11 protein-coding genes are annotated in these 11,921 nt (G+C 47.0%); 5 read left to right on the top strand and 6 right to left on the bottom strand.

Annotated features, from left to right (window positions below):
• Positions 1 to 5: 5 nt before the first annotated feature.
• The 5 genes from C8N47_RS05930 (at position 6) to C8N47_RS05910 (ending at position 5,081) form a co-directional block, all read left to right on the top strand.
• Positions 6 to 425 (top strand): acyl-CoA thioesterase, encoded by a 420-nt coding sequence (locus tag C8N47_RS05930; protein ID WP_170111305.1) that lies wholly within the window; start codon positions 6 to 8, stop codon positions 423 to 425.
• Positions 422 to 1,204, top strand: a complete 783-nt coding sequence (locus C8N47_RS05925) for an MBL fold metallo-hydrolase (protein ID WP_107821618.1) — start codon at positions 422 to 424, stop codon at positions 1,202 to 1,204. The genes C8N47_RS05930 and C8N47_RS05925 overlap by 4 nt, the downstream gene beginning before the upstream one ends.
• A gap of 20 nt (positions 1,205 to 1,224) precedes the next feature.
• Positions 1,225 to 2,919 (top strand): FAD-dependent oxidoreductase, encoded by a 1,695-nt coding sequence (locus C8N47_RS05920; protein ID WP_107821617.1) that lies wholly within the window; start codon positions 1,225 to 1,227, stop codon positions 2,917 to 2,919.
• A 100-nt stretch (positions 2,920 to 3,019) separates the two neighbouring features.
• Positions 3,020 to 3,814 carry an EFR1 family ferrodoxin gene (locus C8N47_RS05915; protein WP_107821616.1) on the top strand — a complete coding sequence of 265 codons (795 nt, stop codon included), beginning with the start codon at positions 3,020 to 3,022 and terminating at the stop codon, positions 3,812 to 3,814.
• A 106-nt stretch (positions 3,815 to 3,920) separates the two neighbouring features.
• Complete coding sequence (locus tag C8N47_RS05910) at positions 3,921 to 5,081, top strand: MFS transporter (protein WP_107821615.1); 1,161 nt, start codon at positions 3,921 to 3,923, stop codon at positions 5,079 to 5,081.
• A gap of 68 nt (positions 5,082 to 5,149) precedes the next feature.
• Here C8N47_RS05910 and C8N47_RS05905 read toward each other — a convergent pair whose 3' ends face one another.
• The 6 genes from C8N47_RS05905 to C8N47_RS05880 all read right to left on the bottom strand — a co-directional run bounded on the left by C8N47_RS05905 (position 5,150) and on the right by C8N47_RS05880 (position 11,913).
• Complete coding sequence (locus tag C8N47_RS05905; protein ID WP_107821614.1) at positions 5,150 to 6,445, bottom strand: class II aldolase/adducin family protein; 1,296 nt, start codon at positions 6,443 to 6,445, stop codon at positions 5,150 to 5,152.
• A 25-nt stretch (positions 6,446 to 6,470) separates the two neighbouring features.
• Complete coding sequence (locus tag C8N47_RS05900) at positions 6,471 to 7,625, bottom strand: iron-containing alcohol dehydrogenase (protein ID WP_107821613.1); 1,155 nt, start codon at positions 7,623 to 7,625, stop codon at positions 6,471 to 6,473.
• A 34-nt stretch (positions 7,626 to 7,659) separates the two neighbouring features.
• A complete protein-coding gene (locus C8N47_RS05895) occupies positions 7,660 to 9,012 on the bottom strand; it encodes an FGGY-family carbohydrate kinase (protein WP_107821612.1) in 1,353 nt (450 codons plus the stop codon).
• Positions 9,013 to 9,107: 95 nt separating this feature from the next.
• Positions 9,108 to 10,373 (bottom strand): L-rhamnose isomerase, encoded by a 1,266-nt coding sequence (locus C8N47_RS05890; RefSeq protein ID WP_107821611.1) that lies wholly within the window; start codon positions 10,371 to 10,373, stop codon positions 9,108 to 9,110.
• Positions 10,374 to 10,484: 111 nt separating this feature from the next.
• The gene (gene rhaM / locus C8N47_RS05885) at positions 10,485 to 10,799 is read right to left on the bottom strand and encodes an L-rhamnose mutarotase (protein WP_107821610.1); all 315 of its coding nucleotides are present in this window, start codon (positions 10,797 to 10,799) and stop codon (positions 10,485 to 10,487) included.
• Positions 10,800 to 10,812: 13 nt separating this feature from the next.
• Positions 10,813 to 11,913, bottom strand: a complete 1,101-nt coding sequence (locus C8N47_RS05880; RefSeq protein WP_107821609.1) for an L-rhamnose/proton symporter RhaT — start codon at positions 11,911 to 11,913, stop codon at positions 10,813 to 10,815.
• Positions 11,914 to 11,921 lie beyond the last annotated feature (8 nt).

Raw genomic sequence — 11,921 nt, 5'->3', positions numbered from 1 at the left:
AAAGCATGATTAGAGGAAAAATAAGCCTGCGCCCACGCTACGGCGAAGTCGACCAAATGGGCTACGTGTACCATGGCAACTACGTCAACTATTTTCACCAGGCCCGCACCGAGCTGATGCGCGAATTGGGCATTGAAGACAGCAAACTGGAGGCTCAACAAATTATGATGCCCGTCATCAGCATGAATTTGCAGTATCATCGCCCGGCCGGTTACGACGAACTACTCACAATTCACACGCTCGTTTTGGAGAATCCCGTAACCCGCTTAAGCTTTCAGTTTGAAGTGCGAAATGAACAAAACCAACTGGTGTGCTCGGCCGACTCAACCGTTGTTTTTGTTGACAGCAAGACCCGAAAGCCCATGCGGGTCCCCCGATTCGTAAAAGAAAAATTCGACCTGATTTTTGAAAATGCAATGGCATGAAAATAACCATTCTAACTGAAAACATAGCCGGTGGATATTGCTGCGCAGAACATGGCTTGTCGTACCTGATTGAGCACGATGAAAAAAACATCCTGCTGGATGCAGGGCACAGCGATGTTTTCCTGAAAAACGCCAATCATCTGGGCATCAACCTGATCGATCAAGTTGACCAAATCGTTCTCAGCCATGGGCATTGGGACCACGGCGATGGATTGCGATACATCCAAAACAAGCCCCTGTTGACACATCCCAAATCGTTTATGAAACGTTTTCGGAAACGCGATCAAACAAACTTAGGCCTGAGTTTAAGCCCTCTGGAAATTGAAGAACAATTTGACCTTCAGCTTTCGTCGGCTCCTGTTCAAATTTCCGAACACATCTTTTTTCTGGGTGAAATTCCACGAACAAACAGCTTCGAAGCGCAGACAACCGCCTTTGTTGATGAAAACGGAAATGACGACTTTGTCCCCGACGATTCGGCTTTGGCTTTTGTCGAAAACGAGGCGTTGATCATCGTTACCGGCTGCAGCCATTCCGGCATCTGCAACATCTGCGAATACGCCAAAAAGATTACCGGGCTTAGCCACATCAAAGCCGTGATTGGCGGCTTCCACCTGAAACAAAACAACCTTCAAACCAAAGAAACCATCAACTATTTCATGCGGGAAAAAGTTGAAACCCTACTCCCTTCACATTGCACTGACTTACCGGCATTGGCTGCCTTTCAAAACCCGTTTTCAAACCGGTTTGTCAAAACCGGGCAAACATATCAATTTTAAAACCTTAAACCGAAATTGAAATGAATACACGCAAAAAAATAATCGTTATCGGAGGATCGGCTGCGGGGCCCAAAGCTGCTGCGCGCGCACGACGCATGGACGAATTTGCCGAAATAACCATGTTTCAAAAAGGTCCCGACCTATCGATGGCCTCCTGTGGTTTTCCATATTATGTGGGCGGTTTTTTCGACGATCGCAACAAACTGCTTTGTACACCGACGGGCGTGGTTCGCGACCCCAATTTTTATTGGAATGCCAAGGGAATTGTGTGCAAGATCAACACCGAAGTAACGAAGATAGATCGGGCTAAAAAGCAGATTGAATACAAAGATTTGCTGACCGGTGAAACCGGCACGCAGGAGTACGACAAGCTGGTTATTGCGACCGGAGCCACAGCGAACATGCCGCCAATTCCAGGGATTGAGCTTGACGGCATCACCACACTGCAATCGATGCAGGATGCTGATTACCTGCGTAAAATCAGGGACGAAAAGAAAATACAGAAAGCAGTTGTGATCGGTGGCGGCTTGATCGGCATCGAAACCCTGGAAGCGCTTCACCTGGCAGGTATTGAATTAACCATGATTGAATTGCTGCCGCAACTTCTTACTTTTCTCGACTGGAAAATGGCGAAACTGGTTGAGAATTACCTGAAGTCGAAAGCCAATGTGGTAACGAAAAACGGTGTTGCCCAATTCATTGGCGAAGATGGCAAACTAACCGGTGTTAAGTTGCAAAACGGCACCGAGATCCCTTGCGAGCTGGCGGTTGTGGCCATCGGCGTACGTCCCCGGGTTGACTTAGCCAAAGCTGCCGGGCTCGAAATTGGCCAGCTTGGCGGCATCCTTGTCAACCAATACATGCAAACCAGCGATCCGGACATTTACGCTGCCGGCGATTGCTGCGAAATTCCCAACCTGATTACCGGCAAAAATGTTTTGGCCCCCTACGGCGACCTGGCAAACCTGGAAGGACGTGCCGCCGGCGAAAACATCATCAAAGGGAACGTAGCTACCTTCCCGGGAACGATTCAGACCGGAGTTTGTAAAATATTTGATTATGGCGTTGGCATCACCGGCTTATCGGAAGCCAAAGCGATTGATGCCGACATTGACTACGTGAAAGCAGTCAATGCCAGTCCCGACAAACCGGGCTTCATGGAGGGCAAATTGCTATTCACCAAACTAATTGCAGAGAAAAAAACCGGGCGAATCCTGGGCGCACAATGCCTGGGACCGGGCGATGTGAGCAAACAACTGGCCATCTGGGCAACTGCCATCAAGGGGAAATTAACCGTTGACGATATGGTGAATGCCGATCTTCCGTACGCGCCTCCCTTTTCGCTGGCTATCGACCACAGTATCGCGACGGCACACATCCTTCAAAACAAGATGCACGGTCTGTTTGATGGCATCTCTTCGCTGGATCTGAAAACAATGCTTGATAGCGGCGAAGACCTCTACATCCTGGATGTTCGCGGTGCCGACGAATACGAACAAACCCGCCTCGGTGTTGGTGAAACGCTAATCCCGCTGGGCGTTCTTCGGAAACGGATCAACGAACTTCCGGCCGACAAAAACAAAACGATTGTCACCTATTGCAAGATATCGCTGCGTGGCTACGAAGCTGCCATGTTGATCAAGGCACATGGCTACACCAACGTGAAAGTGATGGAAGGTGGTATCGCCGGCTGGCCGTTCGAAAAAGAAAAATAAAGGGGGAAGATTAGTCATTTTTCGATTAACTCCGGCAGTCGGGCGTATTCAGCTTTAGCGTGATACCAATGGCTGCCGGATATTTTTTAATTTTACCGCTATGAAAACAACCAACTGTATTTACTTTTCACCAACCCATACAACAGCCAGCATTGCCAAAACAATCGCCGAAAAGCTGAGCTCAAACACCGTTCATGAAGTTAATCTGACCAAGTCGGACTTCCTCTTCGAGCCCGACAATTTCAGCAACGAATCCCTGTCCGTTATTGGCATGCCTGTTTACGCAGGTCGTTTGCCGCTCGATGCGGTGGTGCGTTTTCTGAATATCGATGGCAAAGGCTCGAAGGCCGTTGTTGTGGTTGTTTACGGCAATCGCGAGTTTGACGACGCTCTGCTGGAGCTGACCGAGCTGGCCGAAAAAGCAAACTTTGAAGTCGTTGCCGCTGCTGCTTTTATTGGCGAACACTCCTACTCCACTGTCCACAAGCCCATTGCTGCCAACCGCCCCGATGCCGGGGATATGCAAAAGGTTGCTGACTTTGCCGACCGCATTCACCAAAAACTAGCAGGGCCGGACTCCGGCATATCCTTCGACAGCTCCCAAATTCCGGGAAACCGACCCTTTGTAAAGCGGAAAGAACACCCCGCAGCTGCTCCTGCAACAGATACCGAAACGTGCACGCTGTGCGGGCTTTGTGCCGCAAGCTGCCCAACAGATGCCATCCGCGTCGGAAGCAGCATCGTAACCGACCCGGAGAAATGTATCTGGTGCTGCGCCTGCCTCAAGCAATGTCCGGAGCAAGCACGCACGTTCGATGTGGCAATAATCCAGTCGATTCGCGAACGTTTATTTCAGAATTGCGCACAGCGAAAGGAACCACAGTTTTTCCTGTAACGGCCAATATTTCCCCAACGTGAAGCTTTGCACGTTGCAGCACAATCCGGCACCAATCGTAACGATCGGGTGTTAAGTTTGCATCCCTTAAGTCAAAAAAAAACAGATGGGTTTATACAAAAGTTATCGGGAAAACCCGATGTACAAATATCTGATCCTGCTGGCTGTTGCATCGGCCATGGGATTTCAGGGCTGGCGTACGCTGTTCAATAACTTTGCAGTGGACGTTGCCGGCGTCAATTCGGTCGAAATCGGCATCCTCCAGTCGGTTCGCGAAATTCCCGGTTTTCTCACCTTTTTTGTGATTTACCTGCTGCTTATTTTTGCGGAACACCGCTTTGCCGCACTGTCTGTCATTGTTTTAGGGATTGGAGTGGCATTATCCGGCATGTTTCCCAGCTTTCACGGCCTGCTGTTTACAATCGTGGTCATGTCGGTCGGCTTTCACTTCTTCGAAACCTGCAACCAGTCACTTTCACTCCAATATTTCCAGGGCGACCGGGTGCCGCAGGTACTGGCCAAGCTCAAAAGCATCGGAGCGCTCACCAATGTCTCGGTTGGTGCTTTTATCTGGATTGTATCGAAGTATCTGCAACTGCATGCTATCTTTTACATCATCGGTGCTGTAGTTATCGTCTTAGGCTTTTATGCGTTGACCCGCAACCCGGTCGACCACAGCCTGCCTGTTCAGCAAAAGAAGTTAATTCTGAAAAAGAAATACTGGCTTTTTTACACCCTGAACTTTCTGGCCGGAGCTCGCCGACAAATTTTTGTTGTTTTTGCCGTCTTCATCCTGGTTGAAAAATACCACTTCTCGGTCGGCCATATCACCACCTTATTTGTGATCAACAACATCATCACCTATTTCCTGAGCCCTTACGTTGGACGGGCAATCAACCGCTTTGGAGAACGGACGATGCTAAGCATTGAATACGGAGGCCTGATCATCATTTTCCTTTGCTATGCCCTCATTGAAAATAAAGACGTTGCTTCCGGACTGTACATTGTCAATAACTTTTTCTTCAGCTTTTCGATTGCCATCAACAGCTTTTTCCGCAAATACGCCGAGCCGCAGGATATTGCGCCCTCCATGGGTGTTGGCTTTGCCATCAACCATATTTCAGCGGTCATTCTGCCGGTTGTTGGGGGGGTATTGTGGACGATCGACTGGCGGATTCCGTTTGTAGGCGGAGCTGCAATCGCTGTTTGTTCCTTATTTTTCACCCAATACATCCGAAAGTACGAGGCTCGATTAGTTAAGGCATAAAAAAAAAGCAGGCCGACAAACCGCCGACCTGCTTCATAATTAATCTAACCCTGTATTTACTAAGCTTACTAGCTTAAGAATTTCTTGCGAAGGTCTTCAACTTGTTCGTCGTTAATTGGAACAAGTTTACCCAATGAAGCGCCCATTACCAGTGATTTCGCGCTAAATTCGGCTACTTCCAGTTTATCGAAAGTTCCCAGCAACTTGTCGCCGGTAACAATTACTGAATCGTTGTTCACCAATACGGCAGGAGTGTCTTTTGAAATGGTATTCAAAATTCCTTCCTCACCGGCAAAGTGTGAACCAAACGGCATGTTTGGAATATCTTGCAGGAAGATCCAGCTTTCCGGAATTGTACGAACATCCAACTTTTCATTGGTGACACTGTACGCCATCAAATAAGGTGTTTGTGTCAAGATGATTGAGTTGATGTGCGGGTTACGCTTGTAGATTTCCTGGTGCAACCAGGTTGAACGGCTTGGAACTTTTCCCGGCTCGCGTTTTCCACCTTTAATCTGCACGATATCCTCGTGTTGAATATCCCAACGCGAAACTTGCGGAGGAGTGATCAGGAAGTCGTCGCCTCTCCAACGCACAGAAACTGTTCCGTAGGAGCTGATCATCAATCCTTGATCGCAGGCTCGGTGAACAATTTTACAGATGTCTTCGCGAATGGCACGTTCGTCAGAAGGATGCTCTACGGCGTCCATTTCGGGCAACAAGCGAGGAATTTGAGATTCAAACGCTTCAATTTGCTCGTCCGACAAATAGTTGGGCGTACCAATCTGGCTACCGTAGATGATGGTGCGGCAGCAGAACTCCAGCGTTTCAAAACGTTGATAAGCGTCAACCATGTCGGTGCCACCAACAACAGTTCCGTGGTTTTCCATGATGACACCGTTGAATCCTTTTTCAAATTCTTTGGCGATCACTTCACCTAACTCATCACTACCTGGTAGCGCGTAATCAGCATAACCGATATCGCCACAGATGTATTTGGCCTGTGGGATGATGTTGGTGTTTGGAATTTGACGCACGATACTGAGTGAAACCAGTGCCGGCGGGTGAGCGTGAATAACCGCTTTAATTTCAGGGCGGCATTCGTAAATCGCTTTATGGAAAGGGAATTCAGAGGACGGTTTGTGACGACCATCAATCGTACCATCTTTACGTACGCATACGATATCAGATGCACGCAAAGTTCCCTTGTCGATTGCAGAAGGAGTAACCCAGATGTCTCCGTTTTCATCGATAATTGAAATGTTACCACCTGAGGTAGTTGTCAAACCACTGCGGTAAATCTTATCAATGATCATCGTGATCTGGTCACGCGGATGCATCAATTTGGTGTCTAATTTTCTCATTTCTAACTAAATTTATTATGGAATATTAATAAGCTGCTTCGTAAATTTTCACCGTTTCTTCCAAGTTCACCGGGCGGGGATTTCCGCCGGTACAAACATCAGCCAATGCTTTTTTCGCCATTGTTTCGAAATCTTCCGGTTTAGCACCCAATTCTTTCAAACCTGTTGGGATACCAACATCAGCAGATAATTTTTTGATGGCACCGATCGCTGCCTTGTTGGCTTCTTCGGTCGACATACCTGTTGTGTCAACACCTAAAGCTTCAGCAACATCGCGGAATTTATCGCCGCAAACCGGAGCATTAAACTCTTCAACGTAAGGAAGAAGAACTGCGTTACAAACACCGTGAGGCAAATCGTAAACAGCGCCCAACTGGTGAGCCATGGAGTGTACGTAACCTAAACCACAGTTTGAAAAAGCTTGTCCGGCGATGAATTGGCCCCAGGCCATTTTGTTGCGGGCTTCCAGATTTTGGCCATCGGCAACAGCGTCGCGCAAGCTTTCGCCAATCAATTTGATTGCCTTCAAAGCCAGGGTATCCGACCAATCGTAAGCACCGGCAGTTACATAAGCTTCAACAGCGTGAGTCAATGCATCCATACCGGTTGCAGCGGTCAAGCCTTTCGGCATGTTCACCATCAAAACCGGATCATTAACAGCGATGTCAACCAAACAGTTTTTGTCGACCATCACCATTTTCACTTTCCGTTTTTCGTCAGTGATTACGTAGTTGATGGTGATTTCGCTGGCTGTTCCGGCCGTTGTGTTAATTGCAATCAACGGAGCCGATTTTTTAGCTGATTTGTGAATACCTTCATACGATTCGATGTCGCCACCGTTTGTTGCCAGGATTGCAATTGCTTTACCGCAGTCCTGAGGTGAACCACCGCCCAACGTTACGATCGCGTCGCACTTGTTATCTTGATAAACCTTTAAGCCTTCGTTCACATTCGAGACCGTCGGGTTTTGTTTTACCTGGTCGAAAATCAAGTATTTCAAACCCGCTTCTTTCAGGATTTCTTCAACTTTAGCGGCCAAGCCAATTTGCACCAACATCGGGTCGGTTACAAATAAAACTTGTTTGTATGAACTCGTTTTCAGATCCTCTTTCAGTTCTTGCAAGGCATTCGGGCCAACCAAGCTCAAAGGAGGTAAATAAATGCGTTTTGCAGTTTCCATTTGTTTTTAATTTGTTGATTTTATCGTGTGTTTTTTAATCTAAAGCCAATTTAATTTCCGGCTTGAATCCAACCACATCGGCCACCACCAAAGCGGCACCCAATGCACTGGCATTGTCAATCTCGGATGTAATAATTTCTTTTTGAGTGAAATATTCTTTCAATAAGTGAATGTAGATCGGGTTACGGGCGAAACCTCCGGAGATGTACAGTTTGCTGGTTGAATCGTTTTGAGGGATAACCAGGTTAATTGCAGTAATACACAGATTTGTTAAGTCGATCATCAGTTTCGTGTAAGCCTCTTCGTAGTTGTCGAAAATGCTCAGATCAACCGACTTCAAGCCATCTTCGAAGCTTTCTTTCCCGGCTGGGAAGAAAACGGAAGTCGAGCCAAACGTTTCTTCCTGTTTTGCCAACAAGCTTTCACCACATTTCACCTGTTTGAAATAGGAACCTTCAGTTTTGAAATGTGTCGCCAGTTTTTCGGCCCAAACTTCGTGGAAGTGCCCCATAAACAAGCGCGAAGATTTTACTTGCTGCTTATCCGGACTCAGGAAACAAAGGCAATCCTGTTCCAACTGGTCAGCGGTTAAAGGCTCGCTATTGAAAGGATTCATGGTGATGCACCAGGTTCCGGTTGAAACCAAAATAAACGGTTCTTCACTTCCTTTTAAATAAGGCACGAGTGAAGAAGAACTATCGTGGATACCGGTTCCCACCAACACATTTTTTCCGCCAATTTCACTTTCGAAAACAAGGTCGTTGGTTACCGGCTGTGGTAATTCAATTTTGTGATCCCCAATCCACGGATGGTAAGTCCTATTATCGTAGTCCCACAGGAAGGTGTGGCAGCCAATTGATGTGGGCTCAGAAACTACTTTGCCATTTAAGGTGTAAGCCAAATATTGCGGAAAGTGCAGGATTGATGCTGTCTTCGCGAACACCTCCGGTTTTTCCTGTTTCAACCACAGGATTTGAATACCGGAATTCAGCAACAAGCCCAGCGCCGGGCTTGCTGTACGACGGCAGAACTCGTCTTTGCCACCGTAGTTTGCAAATAAGCTTTCGGAGATTGCTGAAGGAACGTCCTTCAAATAGTTGTACACCGGTGTCAATCGTTGTCCCTTCGCATCCAGGAACATCAGCGAAGCACCGTAAGTTGAAAAGTTAACAGCCTTCAAATCATACTCTCCGACTTTCGCGATGGTTGTCAATTCTGTTTTAATCCAGTCGGTAATCCGGTCAATGTCGTCACACTCAAATCCATCTTCGTCGGCAATGACCGGGAATTTTTGTTCGTGCTGAAAAACCAATTTCAAGCTCTCGTCGAAGAGCAGGACTTTTTTATTCGTTTTTCCGATATCGAATACAGCAATAACTTTCTTCATAGGTTGGTTTGTTGGCAATAGCCTCAATTGGTATTGAAAGTGGTCAAATCAAAAATTACCGGTTCATGGCAGAACCGGTAATTTCAGAAATGTAGTTATCGATTGCTTAGAACGTCTTTTTCGTATTGCTGAATTTCAGCGATATAATCGGCTCCGGTCGGAACGCCTTCCTGCAGACAGTAGTAATCCCAAACAGCGGCGAAAGGCATTGTTTTCAGTTCTTCCAACATTGCCAAACGTTCGAAGTTTTGACCCGCTTCTTCCAACTCAACCAATGTTTTTGTCGGCTCCAGCATCGCGATCAGGAATGCTTTTTGAGCAGCACGAGTTCCAACGACATAAGCACCGATACGGTTAATTGAAGCGTCGAAGAAGTCGAGGCCTACATTGACACGTTTCATGAAGTCGTTACGCACGATTTCCGAAGCAATCAGCTGAACTTCTTCGTTCAGTGTTACAACGTGGTCCGAGTCCCAGCGAATTGGGCGGGTTACGTGCAACAACACTTCGTCAACAAACTGAAGGCATGATGAAATCTTATCGCCAACAACTTCTGTTGGATGGAAGTGACCGTTGTCCAAACAGATCAATTTGTTATTCTTGATGGCGTAGCCCAAATAGTAATCGTGAGAACCAACTGTCATCGACTCGGCACCAATACCGAACACTTTACTTTCAACAGCATCTTTCATGTTTTCTTTCGGGTATTCTGTCGCAAAACCTTCGTCCAACGATTTTGTCAACTGCGCACGCATGCCGTTACGGTCAACCGGAGTGTCTTTTGATCCGTCAGGAATCCAGGTGTTCAACACACAGGGAGTTCCCAATTGTTTACCGATTTCGTTGGCGATTTCGCGGGAACGCTTCAGGTGTTCAACCCAAAATTTACGCACTTCTTCATCTTTTGACGAAAGTGTAAAACCACTGTCGGCTTTTGGGTGAGAGAAGAATGAGCCGTTGAAGTCCATACCGATTCCCATTTTCTTACACCAGTCGATCCATCCCTGGAATTGCTTCACGCTAATTGCGTCGCGATCAACCATCCCGTCAGAAAAATCGCCGTACAAAGCATGTACATTCACACGTTGCTTACCCGGAAGCAGAGACATTACTTTCTCCAGGTCGGCTGTAATTTCGGCAATATTGCGTGCCTTTCCCGGGTAGTTGCCGGTAGCCTGAATACCGCCCGACAATTGCCCATCCGGATTCTCGGTACCCGACACGTCGTCGGTTTGCCAGCAGTGCAACGAAATCGCTAATTCGCCCATTTTTTTCATGGCAGCGTCGGTATCCACGCCCAGTGCAGCATACTGCTCTTTCGCTAATTCATAAGCTTTTTTGATCAATTCGTTCTTGTTCATTTTATAGATATTAGATTTTATACTTTCGATTTTTAGATTCCTCTCTTTGGAACTTGTCTTCCGAATTTTGGAATCTGGATTTTGGATTTTGGAATTTGGATTTTGTCCTCCTTATTCCATATAAAACAGTTCCTCCAACGGTACGCTCACCGGCGAATTGTCGGGGTTGGTTTTCATCACATCGGCCATGAAGGCCCACCACTTTTGCACGATTTCGGTTTTTCCCAAATCCTGTGATCCTCCGTCGCCGCTAACCTTTTGAAAAGCAAAAAGGATGTTGGTTTCTTCGTCCAGAAAGATGGAATATTCACTCACTCCGGCGTCTTTCAGGAGTTTTTTCAGCTCAGGCCAGATTTCATCGTGGCGCTTTTTGTAGGCCTCTTTCTGTCCTTCGTTCAGGTACATTTTGAATGCTAAGCGATTCATTTTAGCTGTGTTTTTAGTTTAAGAAGTCGCTTTTGGCAATCCCCATAATGATGATGGATAACAAGATCAAACCAATTCCCAGGAAAATGGTAGTCCGTGTTTTGCTGGAAACGCCAGCCCACTCTTTGCGGTAGAAGCCCCAAAAGTTGGCCGTGAGGATGATGGTCGACATGTGGAGGATCCACGAACTGGCACCATTCCCGATTTTGGTTTCGCCCATTCCGTAGAAGAAAAACTGCAGGAACCAGGTTGTTCCGGCCAAGGCACAAAACAGGTAGTTTTTCAGCAAGGGAGTTGACGAGTCGATCAGATCACCACCGGTTTTATTTTTCAAAATCAGAGCAACCGACCAAATCAGGTTGGTTGTTAAGCCCCCCCAAAGAATAACCAGAAAGATGATATTGTTCTCGAACAGGTAGGTTCCATTGCTCACGAACGACAAATTGTTAGCCACTGCTATTTCGCGAACAGCTTCGCCCATTTGTTTACCGGCATCAATTCCGAAGCTAAAGAAGGCACTTAAGATTCCGGATATTCCCGCAATAATTAAACCGACTGTCAGTTTAAACTCAGTATTTACCCCTTCTTTTTGGCCCAGCAGATCTTTATCTTTCATCAACCCGGCTTTACCGCAAAACACGATACCAATCATCAGCACCAGGATACCGAAGAGAATTACCTGGCCACTGGACGTTCCAAGCATATCGGTAAATGAATCTCCGGCCGGCAGTACTTCAGCCAGGTTGCCAACATTCCGCAAAACGGGTAATCCCAGCGAGCCCACCAGGGAGGTAATACCCAGCAGTACCGAGTTACCAAGCGACATACCCAGGTAGCGAATGCCAAGCCCGTAAGTTAAGCCCCCCACTCCCCAAAGAACACCCAAAATATAGGTAGTACGAACAACAGCCGGATCGGCTTCCGCAAGAATGTTTTGCCAGCCGGGAGTGGTTAACAATACGGCGATGAAAGGCATAATCAGCCATGAGAAAAGCCCGCCAATGATCCAGTACACTTCCCAGCGCCACTTTTTGACCAAATTGTAGGGCATATACCAGCTTCCCGAGGAAGCCCCTCCCAAAGAGTGAAAAATAATTCCTAAAATAGCTTGCATAGTTTATT

Origin of the sequence: Mangrovibacterium marinum, assembly GCF_003046625.1 — a bacterium.
Lineage (GTDB): Bacteria > Bacteroidota > Bacteroidia > Bacteroidales > Prolixibacteraceae > Mangrovibacterium > Mangrovibacterium marinum.
The sequence above is the reverse complement of the archived record's forward strand: the minus strand, read 5'-3'. Positions and strand labels throughout refer to the sequence as shown.